General features: G+C 30.7%; 15 protein-coding genes and 3 tRNA genes. 9 read left to right on the forward strand and 9 right to left on the reverse strand.

The window, feature by feature from the left end:
- Nucleotide 1 precedes the first annotated feature (1 nt).
- The 4 genes from AJN60_RS00050 to AJN60_RS00065 all read left to right on the forward strand — a co-directional run bounded on the left by AJN60_RS00050 (nt 2) and on the right by AJN60_RS00065 (nt 4,195).
- A tRNA-Val gene (locus tag AJN60_RS00050) sits at nt 2-77 on the forward strand.
- A gap of 51 nt (nt 78-128) precedes the next feature.
- Nucleotides 129-205 (forward strand) — tRNA-Asp (locus AJN60_RS00055).
- Between the two features lie 66 nt (nt 206-271).
- Nucleotides 272-658, forward strand: a complete 387-nt coding sequence (locus AJN60_RS00060) for a hypothetical protein (protein WP_070285647.1) — start codon at nt 272-274, stop codon at nt 656-658.
- Between the two features lie 24 nt (nt 659-682).
- Entirely contained in the window at nt 683-4,195 is a 3,513-nt protein-coding gene (locus AJN60_RS00065; protein WP_070285648.1) for an acyl-[ACP]--phospholipid O-acyltransferase, read from the forward strand.
- A 7-nt stretch (nt 4,196-4,202) separates the two neighbouring features.
- Here the strand turns inward: AJN60_RS00065 and AJN60_RS00070 are convergent, their stop codons facing one another.
- The 3 genes from AJN60_RS00070 to AJN60_RS00080 all read right to left on the reverse strand — a co-directional run bounded on the left by AJN60_RS00070 (nt 4,203) and on the right by AJN60_RS00080 (nt 5,769).
- The gene (locus tag AJN60_RS00070) at nt 4,203-5,114 is read right to left on the reverse strand and encodes an AEC family transporter (protein ID WP_002861688.1); all 912 of its coding nucleotides are present in this window, start codon (nt 5,112-5,114) and stop codon (nt 4,203-4,205) included.
- 196 nt (nt 5,115-5,310) lie between these two features.
- A tRNA-Leu gene (locus AJN60_RS00075) sits at nt 5,311-5,396 on the reverse strand.
- Between the two features lie 34 nt (nt 5,397-5,430).
- On the reverse strand, nt 5,431-5,769 hold the full coding sequence (locus AJN60_RS00080) for a F0F1 ATP synthase subunit C (RefSeq protein ID WP_052949384.1): 339 nt from the start codon (nt 5,767-5,769) through the stop codon (nt 5,431-5,433).
- 231 nt (nt 5,770-6,000) lie between these two features.
- Here AJN60_RS00080 and AJN60_RS00085 point away from each other — a divergent pair, with 231 nt between their 5' ends.
- From AJN60_RS00085 to argH, 5 genes are read left to right on the forward strand one after another with little or no spacing between them, the layout of a single operon-like run.
- Nucleotides 6,001-7,335 carry a sodium-dependent transporter gene (locus tag AJN60_RS00085; RefSeq protein WP_052949385.1) on the forward strand — a complete coding sequence of 445 codons (1,335 nt, stop codon included), beginning with the start codon at nt 6,001-6,003 and terminating at the stop codon, nt 7,333-7,335.
- A gap of 12 nt (nt 7,336-7,347) precedes the next feature.
- Entirely contained in the window at nt 7,348-8,688 is a 1,341-nt protein-coding gene (locus AJN60_RS00090; RefSeq protein WP_052949386.1) for a sodium-dependent transporter, read from the forward strand.
- A 31-nt stretch (nt 8,689-8,719) separates the two neighbouring features.
- Entirely contained in the window at nt 8,720-10,519 is a 1,800-nt protein-coding gene (locus AJN60_RS00095; protein ID WP_052949387.1) for a biotin/lipoyl-containing protein, read from the forward strand.
- A 12-nt stretch (nt 10,520-10,531) separates the two neighbouring features.
- A complete protein-coding gene (gene pckA / locus AJN60_RS00100; RefSeq protein WP_070285649.1) occupies nt 10,532-12,106 on the forward strand; it encodes a phosphoenolpyruvate carboxykinase (ATP) in 1,575 nt (524 codons plus the stop codon).
- Between the two features lie 9 nt (nt 12,107-12,115).
- Complete coding sequence (gene argH, locus AJN60_RS00105) at nt 12,116-13,498, forward strand: argininosuccinate lyase (RefSeq protein WP_070285650.1); 1,383 nt, start codon at nt 12,116-12,118, stop codon at nt 13,496-13,498.
- 21 nt (nt 13,499-13,519) lie between these two features.
- On the opposite strand, the gene ychF is transcribed toward argH, so the two are convergent.
- Genes ychF through rpiB form a run of 6 tightly spaced genes read right to left on the reverse strand, consistent with a single transcriptional unit; the run spans nt 13,520 to nt 17,997 of the window.
- Nucleotides 13,520-14,623, reverse strand: coding sequence for a redox-regulated ATPase YchF (gene ychF, locus AJN60_RS00110; RefSeq protein WP_052949390.1), 1,104 nt, complete (start codon nt 14,621-14,623; stop codon nt 13,520-13,522).
- Nucleotides 14,620-16,071 (reverse strand): leucyl aminopeptidase, encoded by a 1,452-nt coding sequence (locus AJN60_RS00115; RefSeq protein WP_052858619.1) that lies wholly within the window; start codon nt 16,069-16,071, stop codon nt 14,620-14,622. Before AJN60_RS00115 ends, ychF begins: the two co-directional genes overlap by 4 nt.
- Complete coding sequence (locus AJN60_RS00120; RefSeq protein ID WP_002861619.1) at nt 16,068-16,664, reverse strand: DedA family protein; 597 nt, start codon at nt 16,662-16,664, stop codon at nt 16,068-16,070. Before AJN60_RS00120 ends, AJN60_RS00115 begins: the two co-directional genes overlap by 4 nt.
- An 18-nt stretch (nt 16,665-16,682) precedes the next feature.
- On the reverse strand, nt 16,683-17,231 hold the full coding sequence (gene apt / locus AJN60_RS00125) for an adenine phosphoribosyltransferase (protein ID WP_044779227.1): 549 nt from the start codon (nt 17,229-17,231) through the stop codon (nt 16,683-16,685).
- On the reverse strand, nt 17,228-17,560 hold the full coding sequence (locus AJN60_RS00130) for a membrane protein (RefSeq protein ID WP_002853247.1): 333 nt from the start codon (nt 17,558-17,560) through the stop codon (nt 17,228-17,230). Before AJN60_RS00130 ends, apt begins: the two co-directional genes overlap by 4 nt.
- Nucleotides 17,560-17,997: a ribose 5-phosphate isomerase B gene (gene rpiB / locus AJN60_RS00135; protein WP_002861617.1), complete on the reverse strand. Its 438-nt coding sequence runs from the start codon at nt 17,995-17,997 to the stop codon at nt 17,560-17,562. The genes AJN60_RS00130 and rpiB overlap by 1 nt, the downstream gene beginning before the upstream one ends.
- Nucleotides 17,998-18,072: the final 75 nt, after the last annotated feature.

The following is an 18,072-nucleotide window of genomic DNA, read 5'->3' on the forward strand; positions in this document are numbered from 1 at the left end:
AGGTCGCTTAGCTCAGTTGGTAGAGCGCCACCCTTACAAGGTGGATGTCATAAGTTCGAGTCTTATAGTGACCACCATTTTATAAAATCATAAATAGGTTTTATAATCTCTACTTCTTTACTTTGGATGCAGCGGTAGTTCAGCTGGTTAGAATGCCGCCCTGTCACGGCGGAGGTCGCGGGTTCGAGCCCCGTCCGCTGCGCCATCTTGCTTGGTAACAATTTTATAAGTATAATTTGCAAAATAATAAAAAATAGAGCTAAGGAAAAAAATGCTTATTATTGGACATAAATTATTAAAAAATTTAGATTTTTCTTTTATTGAAAGTATTGAAGAAGTTAAAGATAATAAAGTTTATTGTATTGTTTATGATGAAAAATTGATTTCTTATTTAAGTCAAAATGATTTTGAATTTGCTATTTTAGCGCAAAATAAAGACGAGATATTTTTAGCCAATGCTTTAGGAGCTAAATTTTTGCTATGCAATGATAAAAAACTTGCAAAATTTGCTAGCAAGGTTGCAGAATTTTATGTTTTTGATAGTAGGGTTTTAATGATTGTTGATAAATTAGAGAATTTTAAAAAATTTTATAAATTAAAAATCGATGGAATTATTTTAAAAGATAATATAGATAATTTTCCTAAATTTGTAAAATAAGTGCTAATTGACGAGGTTTAAATAATGCAAAAAAAATCTTTTTTGAAAATTTACGGATTAATTCCTTTTTTACTTATAGCATTCATCAATGCTTTTGTGGATTTGGGACATAAAATTATTATTCAAAATACTATTTATAAGGCCTATGAAGGAAGCGAGCAGTTATTTTTAAATGCTATAGTTAATGCTTTGATTTTACTTCCTTTTATTCTTATGCTTTCTCCTTCGGGTTTTTTAGCGGATAAATATCCAAAAAATATTGTAATGAAAATTTCAGCAATTTTCAATGTTATACTCACTTTAATAATTTGCATTTGTTACTATAGCGGTGCTTTTTGGATGGCTTTTATTTTTACTTTTATAATGGGAGTACAAGCAGCGATTTATTCACCAAGCAAATACGGTTTTATCAAAGAACTTGTAGGAAAAGACTTTCTTGCTATGGGCAATGGTGTAATTAATGCAGTAAGCATTATGGCAATCTTAGCAGGAATGGCTTTGTTTTCTTTAAGTTTTGAAAGTCTTTATAGTTCTGCATATAATCAAACAGATGAAATTTTAAAAGAAGTAGCGCCTTTAGGAATTGTGCTAATTTTATTTTCTTGTATCGAAGTATTTTTTGCGTGGCGTTTACCTAAGCTCAAACAAACAAATAAAGATTTAGTTTTTAACAAAAAAGACTATATTCATGGAAAACTTCTAATAAATAATCTTAAGCTTGTTTTTAAAAATAAAACTATTTGGCTTTGCATAATAGGAATTTCATTTTTTTGGGCTATATCTCAACTTTATCTTGTTAGCTTTCCTGTCTTTGTCAAAAATGAACTTTTCATAGAAAATACTTTTTATGTGCAAATTTCACTCGCTTTTTCTGGTATAGGAGTGATTTTAGGCTCTTTAGTAGCTGGTAAATTTTCAAAAAATTATATAGAACTTGGACTTATTCCACTTGGTGCATTGGGTATGTTTTTAATGGCTTTTTTAATGCCTTATTTTGTAAGTTTATTAAGTTATAGTTTTTTATTTTTCTTTTTTGGATTTTGCGGAGCTCTTTTTATCATTCCTTTAAATACTTTAATCCAATTTCATGCCAAAGAAAATGAATTGGGACAAATTCTTGCAGGAAATAATTTTTTTCAAAATATTGCCATGTTAGGATTTTTACTCTTAGCAACTTTATTTGCAAAATTTGAAATCAATGTAGTTTATTTGTTTTATTTTATTACTTTAGTAACCTTTATAGGAAGTTTTTATATACTTTTAAAACTTCCCTTTTCTTTAGTGCGTATACTTTTAAGCATAGCTTTTTTGCAACGATACCGCTTACTTGTAGAAGGTTTTGAAAATATACCAGAAAAAGGTGGAGCTTTGCTTTTAGGTAATCATATTTCTTTTATTGATTGGGCTGTTGTACAAATGGCAATTCCAAGAAAAATTTATTTTGTTATGGAAAGAAGTATTTATTCTAAATGGTATATTAAAATTTTTCTTGATAAATTTGGTATTATTCCTGTATCAAGTACAGGAAGTAAGACGAGTTTAGAACTGATAGCAAAGCATATCAAAGAAGGTAATTTAGTTTGCTTGTTTCCTGAAGGTACGCTTTCAAGACATGGACAATTAAATGAATTTAAAGCAGGATTTGAATTAGCTTGTGAATATTTAAGCGAAGATGATGGAAAAATTATTCCTTTTTATATAAGAGGACTTTGGGGTAGTGCTTTTTCAAGAAGCGATGAAGAATTTTCAGCAAGAAACCGCACTTTAAATAAAAGAAAAATTGCTATAGCTTTTGGTAAAGCTATGCCTTTGCATTCTAAAAAAGATGAAGTTAAAGCTAAAGTTTTTGAACTTTCTTTTATGGCTTGGAAATCACAATGCGAAGCTATGCATACTATAGCAAGAGCTTGGATAGATACAGCTAAAAAAAATCTAAATCAAATAGCTATTATCGATACACTAGCTGGAGATATTTCTTATAGAAAAATGTTGAGTCTTAGTTTAATTCTTAATTTTTTTATTAAAAGAAAATCCAAAGAATTAAACATTAACCCTCAGCGTGGAAGTTACGCTCCTAAAGAGGAAGCTATAGGAATTTTACTACCTGCTTCTTTTGCAAGCTCTTTAACCAATCTATCTGTTTTAATCGCAGAAAAAATTGCAGTAAATCTTAATTTTACGGCTGGAGAAAAAGCTCTAAAAGCAGCTATAAAAAATGCGCAAATTTCACAAATTTATACTTCTAAAACTTTTTTAGAAAAATTAGCAAATAAAGGTATAAACCTAAATTTCGATACAAATATACATTTAATTTATTTTGAAGATATTGTAGAAGATTTTAAAATGCAAAAAACTAAAATTTTTAGCATGATGTTAGTAGTTAGTATCATGCCTAGTTTTATACTCAAAAGCATCTTCACTCCTTCAAAAAACAATCTTGCCATCGCAGCTATTTTATTTAGTAGCGGAAGTGAAGGTTCTCCAAAAGGTGTTATGCTCAACAACCGTAATATTTTAAGCAATATAGCACAAATTTCTGATGTGCTTTGCACAAGAAACAATGATGTCATTCTCTCATCTTTACCACCTTTTCATGCTTTTGGACTTACCGTAACTACATTTTTGCCTTTGCTTGAAGGTATTAAAAGTATCACTTTTGCAGATCCAACTGATGCCTTAGGGGTTGCCAAAGCTGTTGCTAAAAATAATGTCACTATTATGTGTGGAACTTCAACCTTTTTAGGAATTTATGCAAGAAATAAAAAACTTGATGCTTTAATGTTTGAAAGCTTAAGAATAGTTGTATCAGGTGCTGAAAAACTAAAAAATGAAGTAAGAATTGCTTTTGAAATGAAGTTTAAAAAAAGCATTTTTGAAGGTTATGGAGCTACGGAAACTACACCTGTAGCGAGTGTAAATTTACCAAATCGTTTTGATGCGGATTATTGGCTTATACATCGTGCCAATAAAGAAGGAAGTGTAGGAATGCCTCTACCTGGAACTGCGGTACGTATTGTTGATCCAAATAATTATGAAAATTTAAAAACAAATGAAGATGGACTCATACTTATAGGCGGTCATCAAGTTATGGTAGGCTATCTTAATAACAAAGAAAAAACCGATGAAGTTATTAAAGAAATTGATGGCATAAGATGGTACAACACGGGAGATAAGGGACATTTGGATGAAGATGGTTTTTTATATATTGTCGATCGTTATTCTCGCTTTGCAAAAATTGGCGGAGAGATGATTTCTTTGGGTGCAATAGAAGAAGAAATTGCCAAATTTATAGACACTGAAGTGGTTAAATTTTGTGCTACATCTTTAGAAGATGAGAAAAAAGGGGAACAAATTGCTTTACTCATAGAATGTAATAATGAAATTTTTGAAAGAGTATGTGAGGCTATAAAAAATTCTAATATACCTACACTTTTTAAACCTAGATATTATTTTCAAATAGAAAAAATTCCCCTCCTAGGTTCAGGAAAAGTTGATCTTAAAAAAGTTAAAGAATTAGCTAAAAATTTAGCCATATAATTTGAGCTTATAACAAAGCCCAAATTAAAATTGGCATAGAAACAAAAGCAAAAAGAACTCCAAAGGCTACAGCACTTACGGCTAAATTGCTATCTAGTTTAGCTTTCATTACCATAGCTCCTGCTAAGGTCATAGTAGGAGCTGCGCTTTCTATAATAGCAACAATGGTAGAATTTTTTAATTCTAAATTAAATATTTTTAAACAAAATACAAAAAATAAAGGAGCTAAAATCATTTTAGCAAAGATGACAATTACTGTAGGTTTGTAAGAGGTTTTAATCGCCATAAAGCCAAGTCCTAAACCTATGGCAAAAAGTGCAACAGGGGTTGCAGAAGCGCCAAATAAACGAATAGGAGAGAAAATAAATTCAGGTAAAGTAATTAATTTGCACAAAAAACCAAAAAGCAAAGCTAAAAAAGGTGGAAAACTAAGAATTTTTTTAACATTAGCAAGTAAACTGACTTTTTCTCCATTTCCCAAAGAAAGTATAAAAGGTCCAAAAAGTGATATAGGTAAAGTTGTGGCTAAAGCATCGTAAAATATAACTTCAGCGCTAAATTGTGGGTCATTAAATATACCAGCAACAATAGGCATACCCACAAATATAGTATTTCCAAAACAAGAAAGCAAAAACATACTGACTAAAGTTACTTTAGAAAAATGAAAAACTTTTCCAATAAGAATAGCAAAAAAAGCTGCTAGTATACAGCTAAACAATCCAATAAAAATAAAAATAATCAATGAAAAATCAAAATTTAAATGATATGCTTTATCGAAAATCAAACAAGGTAAAGCAAAAATAATAGCAAAATCTAAAAAAGTCCTAGCTTGTTTTTGCTTTAAAACGCCAATTCTTTTGGCAAAATATCCGCCTGCAAGTAAAATAAAAATTGTAAATAATGGTATAAAAACAAACATTGAATAATCCTTTTTAAGGGATGGTTTTTGAAAACGGATAGAATTATATTCTTTATACTTAAAAAAAATCTTAATATTTTTTAAGTTTTTTAAAAAAACCAATATTTTTTATTTTTTGTAACTTTAAGAAATTGTAAGTTGAAATTTGATTTTGAATAGTTGGTATTTTAAGTTGAATGATTATAATTTTAAATAATGGTGCGGTTAGCGAGATTTGAACTCGCACACGCGGAGCGCACCACCCCCTCAAGATGGCGTGTCTACCAATTCCACCATAACCGCATAAAAAAAGCCCAAAAAAGGGCTTTAATCAGTTTTATTGTAAAACTATAAAAGGATTTGCATAAAGTGCTATTAGCGCGATAACAAGAGCATAGATAACTTGTGCTTCAATCATCGCTAAAGCGATAAACATAGTTGTCATTAATTTTGGCCCAAGACCAGGGTTTCTAGCTGTTCCTGCAATTGTTGCCGCTGCGGTATTACCCATACCGATAGCACCACCAAGTGCTGCAACACCAAGACCTAAACCTGCTGCAAGAACTGAAAATGCTTTAATCCATATATTGATAGCTTCTTGCTCTACTGGAGCGTTAGTTTCAGCTGCAAAAGCTACTGCTGCGCATGCTAATAATAAAAAAAGAACTTTTTTCATTATCTTAACCTTTCTATAAAAAATATTTTTCAATTTTTAAATCAGTTCGGCTTGCGTATCCCTACTTAAGACTTAAAAATAAAGCCGAATTATAACCAAAAGTATCTTTATTTTTATTGAAATTTACAAAAATTCACATTTTTGATTTAAATTTGATTGTTTTTAATAAAGCTTAAAAGTTTTTTTGCTTTAATAATATTTTAAAATAATTTTTAAATTAAGGTTGTAACATTGAGTTCTAAATTTTCAAAAATAGGTTTCATTTTAGCGGTAGCAGGTTCAGCAGTGGGCTTGGGTAATGCTTGGAAATTTCCAACACTAGTAGGTCAAAGTGGTGGATCTGCTTTTATCTTGCTTTATATAATTCTTACTTTAGGTGTAGGTTTTGTGATATTTTTAGCTGAGCTTAGCATAGGAAAAATTAGTGAAAAAGATCCGGTTAATGCCTATGAAAAGTTAGCACCTTCAAATAAAAAAACTTGGTCTTATGTTGGTTTTACTATGGTGGGAGCGATTTTAATAGTTTCTTTTTATACCTTGGTGATTGGCTGGATAGTTAAATATGTGTTTTTAAGTATCACTGGAAATTTGCCTATGGATCTAGAAGTAAGTAAAGCGCAGTTTGGATTTTTTACAAGTGAGGATTTTTTAAGTCAGTTTATTTGTTTTACTTTAGTTTTTTTATGTGTTTTTTATATTGTTTCTAAAGGTGTTAAGAATGGGATTGAAAAGTTAAATGTTTGGATGATGCCTTCATTGTTTATTTTACTTATTTTGATGCTTGTTTATGCTATTAGTAAAGATGGTTTTATGATGGCGGTTAAATTTCTTTTTGTGCCTGATTTTTCCAAAATCAACACTTCAAATGTTCTTGAAGCCTTAGGGCTTGCCTTTTTTAGTCTTTCTTTGGGCGTTGGAACGATTATTACTTATTCTGCTAGTCTGCCTGATAAAACTAATTTTATTACCAGTACTTTAAATATTATTTTTATCAATCTTTTAGTTGGTTTATTAATGGGTTTGGTTGTTTTTACTTTTATCTTTGAATTTGGTTACAATCCTAATCAGCAAGGACCAGGACTTGTTTTTATTTCCTTGGCTACTTTATTTGAAAAAATTGGGGTGATTGGTTGTATTTTTGGAGCAGCATTTTTTATTTCTTTAATCTTTGCTGGTATTACTTCAGCTGTTTCAATGATAGAGCCTTTTGCTTTTTACCTTATTAATACTTTTGGTATGAGCCGTAAAAAAGCTTTGATTTTAATAGGAATTGTTGTTTATATTTTAGGAATGTTGTGTATTTTATCTTCTTTAAAAAGTACTCAGTTTGGATTTTTTGGAATGAGTTTTTTTGATTTGCTTGATAGTATTTCAAGTAAGGTTATTATGCCTTTAGGTGGAATTTTGGCAGCTATTTTTGTGGGATTTGTGATGAAAAAAGAAGCTTTAAAAATTTTATTTGAACCTTATATGAGGGGTATATTTTTTGAACTTTGGTATGTGTTTTTGAGATTTATTTCCCCTTTGGCTGTTGTTATAGTTATGATAGCCGCTTTTTTAAAGTGAGTTTGAAAAATAATGAGAACATATTTTTCAAAAATCGGTTTTGTATTGGCTGTTGCTGGTGGAGCCGTTGGTTTAGGTAATGCTTGGAAATTTCCAACTTTAAGTGCAGAAAATGGTGGTTTTGTTTTTGTGCTTTTATATTTGTTTTTTACTTTAACCATAGGATTTAGTATTTTTTTGGCTGAAGTGGCTATGGGACGTTTAAGTAAAAGTGATCTTGCAAATGCTTATTCAAATCTTGCCATAAAATATGGCAATAGATGGCGATATGGCGGCGTTTTTATGTTAGGTGGTATTTTTGTTCTCTCTTTTTATCTAGTTATCATGGGATGGGTTTTAAAATATACTGTAGTTAGTCTTTATTATCTTCCTAAAACTTTAGATGAAGCAGCAAGTAATTTTCAGAATTTAATTACTGCAAATTTGACAAGTTCTGTTTTTTTCTTCATTTTATCTTTTTTTCTTACTTTATTAATAGTATCTAAAGGTTTAATCAAAGGGATTGAAAAATTAAACGTTGTTATAATGCCTAGCTTATTTTTAATGCTTGTTTTTATGTTGTTTTATTGTATGGGATTTAAGCAAGGTTTTGCAAATGCTTTTTCTTATTTATTTTATCCTGATTTTTCACATTTTAAATTTAGCTCTATTGCCGAAGCTTTAGGGCTTGCATTTTTTACCTTATGCTTGGGAATAGGTTGTATAGTTACATATTCATCAGCCTTGGATAAAAAAACAAATTTTATAAAAAGTTCAGTGTATATTGTTTTGATTAACTTATTGATTTCTTTTATCATGGGACTTATTGTTTTTACTTTTATCTTTGAATTTGGAGCCGATCCGCATACTCAAGGAGCAGGAATTGTTTTTGTATCCTTGATGAGTTTGTTTAATCAACTTGGAGCTTTAGGCTATATTTTTGCATTTTGTTTTTTCTTAGCGCTTTTTTTTGCTGGTATTACTTCAGCTGTTTCAATGATAGAGCCTTTAACTTTTTATATGATTAATAACTATCAAATTTCTCGTGTTAAAGCTCTATTTTTAATAGGTTTATTTGTTTTTGTTTTTGGAATTTGTTGTATCTTGTCGTTAAATTTAAATTTTTTTTCTATGTTTAGTTTTTTTGGTAAAGATTTTTTTACTTTATTGGATAAATTAACTTCAAATTTTTTACTTCCACTTGGTGCTATAGTATGCTCTATATTTGTAGGTTTTTTTATGAATAAAAAACAAATTTATAAAATTTTTTCTAAATTTATAAGTCGAAAAATTTTCTTAATTTGGTTGTTTTTTATTCGTTTTATATCGCCTATAGCAATAATTTTGGTAATGTGTTATCAAATTTTTGTATAATAATGAAAAAATATTTTTTTAAGGAAAAATAATGGCTAAAAAATTCATCGATGTAATGGATACAAGCTTTAGAGATGGTTTTCAGTCTGTTTATGGAGCTAGGGTTTTAATGGATGATTTTTTTCCTGCAGTAGAAGCAGCAAAAGAAGCAGGAATTACACATTTTGAATTTGGCGGTGGTGCTAGATTTCAAAGCTTGTATTTTTATCTTAATGAAGATGCTTTTACCATGATGGATAGATTTAGGGCTATTGTAGGAAAAGATACCAATCTTCAAACTTTAGCAAGAGGGGTTAATACTGTTACTTTAGATACTGGAAGTAGTGAACTTATTGATTTGCATGCAAAACTTTTTGCAAAACACGGTACTACAACGATAAGAAATTTTGATGCCCTTAATGATGTAAATAATTTAAAATTTAGTGGTGAATGTATAGTAAAACATGGGTTAAAGCATGAAATTACTATTACTTTAATGGATTTACCGCCAAATTGTAAAGGTGCTCATGATGTGCCTTTTTATGAAAAAATTTTAAAAGAAATTTTAGCAGCAGAAATTCCTTTTCATAGTATTTGTTTCAAAGATGCAAGTGGAACTTCAAATCCAAATAAAATTTATGAAACCATTAAAATGGCAAGAAAAATTTTACCTCAAGATATGCATATTAGACTTCATACGCATGAAACTGCAGGGGTGAGTATAGCCTGCTATCTTGCAGCACTTGAAGCAGGGGTTGATGGTATCGATTTGGCTGCGGCTCCAGTAAGTGGCGGAACCTCTCAACCTGATATTTTAACCATGATGCATGCTTTAAAAGGCAAAGATTATGATTTAGGCGGACTTGAGGAAGAAAAAATTCTAAAATACGAAGAAGTTTTAAAAGATTGTTTAAAAGAATATTTTTTACCACCTGAAGCTACTATGGTAAATCCACTTATTCCTTTTTCTCCTATGCCAGGAGGAGCTTTAACAGCAAATACACAAATGATGAGAGATAATAATATCTTAGATAAATTTCCACAAGTCATTCATGCTATGAGAGAAGTTGTAGAAAAAGGTGGATTTGGTACTTCGGTTACTCCAGTTTCTCAATTTTATTTTCAACAAGCTTTTAATAATGTGATGTTTGGACCTTGGAAAAAAATAGCAGAAGGTTATGGAAAAATGGTGCTTGGTTATTTTGGAAAAACTCCTGTTACACCCGATGCAAATATTGTTGAACTTGCTTCAAAACAACTTAATTTAGAACCTACTACAGAGCTTGCTATTAATATAGCTGATAAAGATGAGAGTAAAAGTATAGTTTATACTAAAACCTTGCTTGAAAAAGAGAGTATAGAAACGAGTGAAGAAAATATATTTATTGCAGCAGCTTGTAAAGAAAAAGGTATAGCATTTTTAAAAGGAGAGGCAAAGGTAAATGTACGCAAATTAGCTAGTATGCCAAAGCCTATGAGTGTAGATGAAAACAAATTTACCGTAGCTGTAAATGGTAATAAATATCATGTAGAGGTAAGCTATGGTTTTGATAAAGATGTTAATGTTAAAAGTGTAAAAAAAGTAGAAGAAAATAAAAATATTGTTTCTTCAAATTCAACAAGTTCTGTAGATGCTGAAAATGAAGTTTTAGCAGGTATTTCAGGTAATGTCTTTAAAATTTATGTTAACGAAGGTGAAGAAGTAAAATCAGGTCAAGCCATCATGGTTTTAGAAGCAATGAAAATGGAGATTGAAGTTAATGCCCCAAAAGATGGAATTATTTCAGAGCTTTGTATTAAAATAGGCGATACTGTTAACGAAGGTGAAGTATTAGCTATCTATAAGAATTAAAGTGAGGGAAAGATGAAAAAATTTGATAATTTAGGCTTGGACAATATAAAAGAAATTTTTCATAATTTAAGTTATGATGAATTAAATGCTCATGAAAAAGCAAATAATGAAGGTTTAAGTACGGATAATGATACTTTTTGTGTGGATACAGGAATTTTTACAGGTAGAAGTCCTAAAGATAAATATTTTGTAAAACAAGATCCATCTAGTAAGTATATTGCTTGGGGAAAGGTAAATCAGCCCATTACAAAAGAATTATTTGATAAGCTTTTGACTAAAGCAAAACAAGAATTAAGTGGAAAGAAAATTTATGTTCAAGATGCTTTTTGTGGCGCTTCTTTGCAAAGTCGCAAAGCAGTAAGATTTGTTACTGAAATTGCATGGCAAGCACATTTTGTTAAAAATATGTTTATTCGCCCAAGTCAAGAAGAACTTGAGAATTTTAAAGCAGATTTTATTGTTTATAATGCTTGCAAATGTATCAATGAAGATTACAAACAAGATGGTTTAAATTCAGAGGTTTTTGTAATCTTTAATGTTGAAGAAAATATAGCGGTTATTGGTGGAACTTGGTATGGCGGAGAAATGAAAAAAGGTATTTTTTCTATGATGAATTATTGGTTGCCACTAGAAAATAAACTTTCTATGCATTGTAGTGCAAATGTCGGAGAAAAAGGTGATGTAGCACTTTTCTTTGGACTTAGTGGTACTGGAAAAACTACACTCTCAACCGATCCAAAAAGAAAACTTATAGGTGATGACGAACATGGTTGGGATGATGAAGGTGTATTTAATTTTGAGGGTGGTTGTTACGCAAAAACAATCAATCTCGATCCTGAACATGAGCCTGAAATTTATAGTGCCATTAAAAGAAATGCACTTTTAGAAAATGTAGTTTTAAGAGCCGATAAGAGTGTTGATTATGCTGATGCTTCAAAAACAGAAAATACAAGAGTTTCTTATCCTATAGAGCATATTGAAAATCATGAGCCTAGTCTAAAAGCAGGGCATCCAAAAAATATTATATTTTTAAGTGCAGATGCTTTTGGAATTTTACCTCCAGTAAGTAAACTAAGCAAAGAGCAGGCTATGTATTATTTTTTAAGTGGTTATACAGCAAAAGTAGCTGGAACTGAGCGTGGTATTTTAGAACCTCAAGCAACTTTTTCAGCTTGTTTTGGAGAACCTTTTATGCCTTTGCATCCAACGGTTTATGCGAGATTACTTGGTGAAAAGATTGAAAAGCATGAAGCTAATGTTTATCTTGTTAATACAGGCTGGAGCGGTGGAAGCTACGGTGTGGGTAAAAGAATGAGCATTAAGGCTACTAGGGCTTGCATTAATGCTATTCTAGATGGAAGTATTGCAAAATGCGAATTTGAAAATTTTGAAGTGTTTGATTTAGCTATTCCAAAAGCTTTAGAAGGTGTAGAAAGCACGCTTTTAAATCCTATAAATACTTGGTCAGATAAAAATGATTATATTGCAACAAGAGATAAATTAGCACATATGTTTATACAAAATTTTAAACGTTATGAAGATGTCAAAGAAGGCATTGAATTTAGCAAATTTGGACCAAAAATTTAAGGCATTTAAATGAAAAATGAAATGTGGTCAGGACGTTTTAGTGGTGCAAGTGATGAGCTTTTAAAAGAATTTAATGCAAGTTTAAATGTAGATAAAACTTTGTTCAATGAAGATATACAAGGTTCTATAGCACACGCTACAATGCTTGAAAGTTGTGGTATTTTAAAAAAAGAAGAATTAGATGCTATTATAAAAGGTTTAGAGCAGGTTAGAAGTGAAATAGAGCAAGGCAAATTTATTTTTGATATTAAAGATGAAGATATTCATATGGCTGTAGAAAAGCGTTTAAGCGAGCTTATAGGTAGTGAAATTGGTGGAAGACTTCATACTGCAAGAAGTAGAAATGATCAAGTGGCTACTGATTTTAAACTTTTTGTCAAAAAATCTCATATTGAACTTATAAAGCTTTTAAAAGAATTGATTCAAACCATGCTCGAACATGCCAAAGTGCATAAAAAAACTATTATGCCAAGTTTTACACATTTACAACACGCTCAGCCTGTGAGTTTTTCTTTTTATATTTTAGCTTATGCTTTTATGCTAATGCGAGATATTAAGCGTTTGCAAAATAGTCTAGAACTCGCTGATTTTTCGCCACTTGGGTCTTGTGCGTGTGCAGGAACAAGCTATGTTACCAATCGTGAGTTGAGTGCTGAAATTTTAGGATTTAAGGAGATTATGCCAAATGCTATGGATGGAGTGAGTGATAGAGATTTTGCTCTTGATTTACTTTATGATATAGCAGTTATTTTTACACACACTTCAAGACTTTGCGAGGAAATGATTTTATTTTCAAGTTCGGAATTTTCTTTTATATCCATAAGTGATAGTTTTTCAACAGGAAGTTCTATCATGCCTCAGAAAAAAAATCCCGATGTTTGTGAACTTATACGCGGAAAAACAGGGCGTGTCTATGGAAATCTGATTTCTCTTTTAACTATAATGAAAGCTCTACCTTTAGCTTACAATAAAGATATGCAAGAAGATAAAGAAGGGCTTTTTGATAGTGTAAAAACCGCTAAAGATAGTTTAATCATCTTAAATGCAATGTTAAAAGAAATACGAATTGATAAAGAAAATATGCTTAATGCTTGTAAAAAAGGTCATTTGTTGGCTACCGATTTGGCGGATTATTTGGTGCGTGAAAAAAATATTCCTTTTAGAAAAGCACATTTTATAGTGGGAAATGTTGTTGCACAAGCTGAAGCACAAGGTATTGATATAAGTGAAATTAAAGATCTTTCAAAAATAGATCCTGTATTTGATGAAAAAGCTATGGAACTTTTAAATTTTGAATTTTCTTTAAATTCTAAGCAAAGTGAAGGCTCAAGTTCTATTGCAAGCGTAGAAAAGCAAATTCAAATTTTGGAAGGTTTTATTCAAAATTTATAAATATTGTTTAGGCTATTTTGCCTAAACATTGAATCTAAAATGCATTACATCGCCGTCTAAAACGATATAGTCTTTTCCTTCAAGGCGTAGCTTTCCTACTTCTTTGGCGCCATTTTCGCCTTTGTATTGGATATAGTCTTCATAGGAAATAACTTCAGCTTTTATAAAGCCTTTTTCAAAGTCATTATGAATCACGCTCGCTGCTTTTGGTGCTTTCCAGCCTTTTTTGATTGTCCAAGAACGCACTTCAACTACACCAGCGGTAAAATAACTGATCAGTCCAAGCTTAGTAAAAGCAGTGCGTATGATTTGATCAAGACCGCTTTCGTTAACTCCTAGAGAACTTAAAAATTCATGGCTTTCTTCATCGCTTAATCCTACTAATTCTTCTTCGATTTTTGCACAAAGCTTGATAACTTCATGATCATTTTTTTTAGCATATTCTTTTAAAGCTTTTACATAATCATTATCTTCACTAATACCATTTTCATCAACATTTGCACCATAAATCACTTCTTTAGCAGAAAGCAGTCTTAATTCTTTGATTAAGGCTTGATAAATTTCGTTTTCTTTTTCAGGATAAGAACTTGCAGCTAAGCCTTTGTTTAAATGATCAAGTAAAGAATTTGCAAGTTCGAGGCTTTCTTTAGCACCCTTTTGGTTGGCTTTGGTTTCTTTGGTGAGTTTTTCTATTTTTTTACTAAGTTGTTCAATATCTGCTAAAATAAGCTCTGTATTGATAATTTCTACATCACGCAAAGGATTAACTCCACCTTCAACATGGGTGATATTTTCTTCATCAAAACAACGCACTATGTGTAAAATAACCTCAGTTTCGCGTATATTTGAAAGAAATTTATTTCCTAAGCCTTCACCCTTACTTGCACCTTTAACAAGTCCAGCGATATCTACAAATTCTATTAAAGAATGCATAATTCTTTCAGGTTTTACGATTTTAGCAAGTTCATTAAGTCTTAAGTCAGGAACTTCAACCATGGCTTTGTTAGGCTCTATGGTACAAAAAGGATAGTTTGCACTTTGGGCATTTTGTGCTTTAGTTAAAGCATTAAAAGTCGTTGATTTGCCAACATTTGGAAGTCCTACTATACCTACGCTTAAACTCATTTAGCTTTCCTTAAAATTTGAATTAGATAATTAACACACATTCTAACTCCAGCTCCACCTGCACCAAAACTAGAATATCCCCAAGATTTTTCCGTATAAGCAGGTCCTGCTATGTCAAGATGTAACCATTTGTCTTTATATTCTTTACGAATAAATTTATCTAAAAATAACCCCGCGGTAATTGCGCCTCCATAGCGACTAGAGGCAGTGTTGCTAATATCGGCAATATTTGATTTTATAAGTTCTCTTAAGTGGGGGTTAAAGTGTAAGATTGTAGTATATTCTCCACTTTTTTTAGAGCTTAGATAAAAATCATTTTGCAATTCTTCATTGTTTCCCATAATAGCACTTGTAAATTCTCCAAGTCCTACAACACAAGCTCCAGTAAGTGTTGCCATATCGATAAGTAAATCAGGTTTTAAATCTTGTGCAAAAGAAAGACAATCAGCTAAAACCAAGCGTCCTTCTGCATCTGTATTTCTTACTTCTATACTTACGCCTTCGCGACTGATTAACACATCATCAGGCTTATAAGCATTGCCGCCTATCATATTTTCAGTTGCACCTAAAATACAATGCACTTCTAAATCTAAAGCAAGCTCGGCTACGGCTTTTATGATCCCCATTGCTGCTGCTGCACCGCTTTTATCAGCTTTCATTGTAAGCATAAAATCAGCTGGTTTTAAGCTTAATCCACCGCTATCGTAAGTTAAGCCTTTTCCAACAAATACAACACGTTTTTTTGCATTTTTGGCTTTATAGCTTAGATGAATGAGGCGTGGTGGATGTACCGAGGCACGATTGACTGCCAAAAAAGCATTCATTTTTTCTTTGGCCAAAAATTTTTCATCATAAATTTTACAAATAATGTTTTTATTTTCTTTAGCTAAATTTTGCGCATCTTCTGCCATTTTTAAAGGGGTGTAAATTTCAGGAATTTCATTGACTATATTTTTAGTAAAATTTGTGGCATTAGCTAAAATTTCTCCACGCTCCAAGCCTATCTTAGCTTCATCTTTATTAAATTTCTTACTATTTAATTCTTCGCTTGAAATAATAAATTTTTCCAAAGTGCTTGTTTTTTTCTCGCTTTTATATTTATCAAATTTATAAGCTCCAAAAAGTACGCCTTCAACTAAAGATGTAAAACTTCTAACTACACAATCTCCTATTATGCTAGGAAGTTTTACGCTTTTTATATTAAGCTTTTCAAGAGTTTTATATGCTGTGCAAAGACTTAATCTTATATCCTCATAAGCAAGGCTTTTAAGCTCTAAATAAAGCTTTTTATTGTTTAAGTCTAGTAATACACCTTCGCCTTTGTAATTATTAAGTTTAAAAAAATCTTTTTCTTTGTTAAAATTTTTTAAATTTTTATCCTGTATAAAAATAAGTTCAAAGTCTGCTTTTATAGCATCTAGTTTTTTATCGTTTAATTCAAATTTCATGATTTTTTCCTTTTATCTTTAAGTATAGCTTTTTCCATTTGTTTAAAACCAAATAATAAAAGGGATAAAAAAGCTATAATAATAATGGCTGCATAATACCAATGTTCTTCAGCCCAAGTCACCATCTTCCAAATTTGTTCTCCAAAATACCAAGCTAAAAGTATAGTGATTGATGCCCAAACCCAAGCACTAAAAAGATTGATAATAGCAAATTTTTTTGCACTATAACGCGTGACTCCTATACTCATAGGTATAATGGTTCTAAAGCCATACATATAGCGTTGTATAAAAATAATAGGCCAACCAAAACGTTGTAAAAGTAAGTGTGCTACTGCAAATTTACGCCTTTGGGTTTTTAATTTTTTTTGTATGTAGCGTTTATTATATCTTCCTATATAGAAATAAATTTGATCGCCTACAAAACCACCAAGTCCTGCTATAAATATAACAAAGCCTAAATTTACATGTCCTTGATGGGCAAAAATACCTGCCAAAATTAAAGCCAACTCCCCTTCTAAAATACACCATAAAAAAATAATAATATATGCTAGATCTTTGTATTGATAAAGTAAATTTTTTAAAAATTCTTCCATTTGTGCCTTTCTATAGTTTTAAATTTCTAAAACACTATAAACTGAAGTAAGTTTTTCAAGTTTATTTGCTCCATTTAAATCTTTAAGATTCATTAAAAAACAAGCTTCAACGCATTTTGCTCCAGCTTTTTGAATGAGTTCATACGAAGCTATAGCTGTTCCGCCAGTTGCTATTAAATCATCTACAAGTAAAACCTTTGCATTTTGAATATTTTTAAATGCATCTTTATGAAGTTCTACTTTATCGCTGCCATATTCAAGATCATATTCGCAGCTAAAGGTTTCAAAAGGGAGTTTTCCAGGTTTTCTAATAGGCACAAAAGGAAGATTAAGTTTTGCACAAATCATAGATGCAAAGATAAATCCTCTGCTTTCTGTTCCTGCTATGAAGTCTAGATTGTAATCTTTGTAGCGTTCTTTTAAATGTTTAAGTAGAAAATTTAAAGCCTCTTTGTTATTTAGTAGAGTGGTAATATCTCTAAAAATAATTCCTTTTTTTGGAAAATCAGCAATAATTCTAATGCTATCAAGCAGGTATTTTTGTTCTTCTTGTGTTAGTTTTATCATAATAATGCCTCGATTTTTGCTTCTAATTCTTTAATTCTTTGTCTTAGTTTGTCATTTTCTAAACGATATTGAGAATTTCTAGTTCTTAAAGATGTAAGGTCTGCTTTGATTTTATTAAGCTCTTCTGTGAGTATATCTATATTTCCAAGACTTCTTTGAAGTTGGATTTGTAGTTTTCTAATAACAATCTCAGTATCATCAAGATTGTTTTTGATAAAATCTTTTGATGTTTTTTCTTTATTAAGTAGAGTTTTATAGTAAAACAACATTACAATCAGATAGATAGTTGCACAAATTAATATAGTTAAAACAAGCCAGTTTGTAAACATTATATTTTTACCTCAATTTTTTGAATTCTTTGCATATGTCTCCCTTCTTCAAAAGGAGTTTGAATGAATTTTTCTATAATATCTGTAGCTAATTCAATCCCGATTAATCTTCCACCTAATGCCAAAACATTGGCATCATTATGTCTTCTTGCAAGTTCCGCACTTAAGCTTTCATGGCATAATGCGCAGCGAATGTTTTTATGACGATTTGCTGCAATAGAAATTCCAATTCCACTTCCACAAATAAGAATGCCAAAGCTTCGTTTGTCTATTTTTTCGGCAAGTAAATGTGCATAATCAGGATAATCACAGCTTGCGCAAGTGTTTGTTCCTAAATCGTTAAAAATTATATTTTTTTCTTTTAAAAATACGCAAATTTTTTCTTTTAATTCAAAACCAGCATGATCACTAGCAATATAAATTTTTTCCCTAAGCATTGGTTTCCTAATTACTATATAAAATAAGATAAAAATCTAATCTTATCATATTAAATCATAAAAACAGCTTTTCTT

The organism is Campylobacter sp. BCW_4323 (assembly GCF_001763115.1).
Lineage (GTDB): Bacteria > Campylobacterota > Campylobacteria > Campylobacterales > Campylobacteraceae > Campylobacter_D > Campylobacter_D jejuni.

Excerpts from the sequence above, each read along its gene's own strand:
- ychF (WP_052949390.1), bottom strand. The coding sequence starts at position 14,623 with ATGAGTTTAAGCGTAGGTATAGTAGGACTTCCAAATGTTGGCAAATCA.
- pckA (WP_070285649.1), top strand. The coding sequence starts at position 10,532 with ATGAAAAAATTTGATAATTTAGGCTTGGACAATATAAAAGAAATTTTT.
- AJN60_RS00065 (WP_070285648.1), top strand. The coding sequence starts at position 683 with ATGCAAAAAAAATCTTTTTTGAAAATTTACGGATTAATTCCTTTTTTA.
- AJN60_RS00090 (WP_052949386.1), top strand. The coding sequence starts at position 7,348 with ATGAGAACATATTTTTCAAAAATCGGTTTTGTATTGGCTGTTGCTGGT.
- AJN60_RS00080 (WP_052949384.1), bottom strand. The coding sequence starts at position 5,769 with ATGAAAAAAGTTCTTTTTTTATTATTAGCATGCGCAGCAGTAGCTTTT.
- argH (WP_070285650.1), top strand. The coding sequence starts at position 12,116 with ATGAAAAATGAAATGTGGTCAGGACGTTTTAGTGGTGCAAGTGATGAG.
- AJN60_RS00120 (WP_002861619.1), bottom strand. The coding sequence starts at position 16,664 with ATGGAAGAATTTTTAAAAAATTTACTTTATCAATACAAAGATCTAGCA.
- AJN60_RS00115 (WP_052858619.1), bottom strand. The coding sequence starts at position 16,071 with ATGAAATTTGAATTAAACGATAAAAAACTAGATGCTATAAAAGCAGAC.
- AJN60_RS00130 (WP_002853247.1), bottom strand. The coding sequence starts at position 17,560 with ATGTTTACAAACTGGCTTGTTTTAACTATATTAATTTGTGCAACTATC.
- AJN60_RS00095 (WP_052949387.1), top strand. The coding sequence starts at position 8,720 with ATGGCTAAAAAATTCATCGATGTAATGGATACAAGCTTTAGAGATGGT.
- rpiB (WP_002861617.1), bottom strand. The coding sequence starts at position 17,997 with ATGCTTAGGGAAAAAATTTATATTGCTAGTGATCATGCTGGTTTTGAA.
- apt (WP_044779227.1), bottom strand. The coding sequence starts at position 17,231 with ATGATAAAACTAACACAAGAAGAACAAAAATACCTGCTTGATAGCATT.
- AJN60_RS00070 (WP_002861688.1), bottom strand. The coding sequence starts at position 5,114 with ATGTTTGTTTTTATACCATTATTTACAATTTTTATTTTACTTGCAGGC.
- AJN60_RS00060 (WP_070285647.1), top strand. The coding sequence starts at position 272 with ATGCTTATTATTGGACATAAATTATTAAAAAATTTAGATTTTTCTTTT.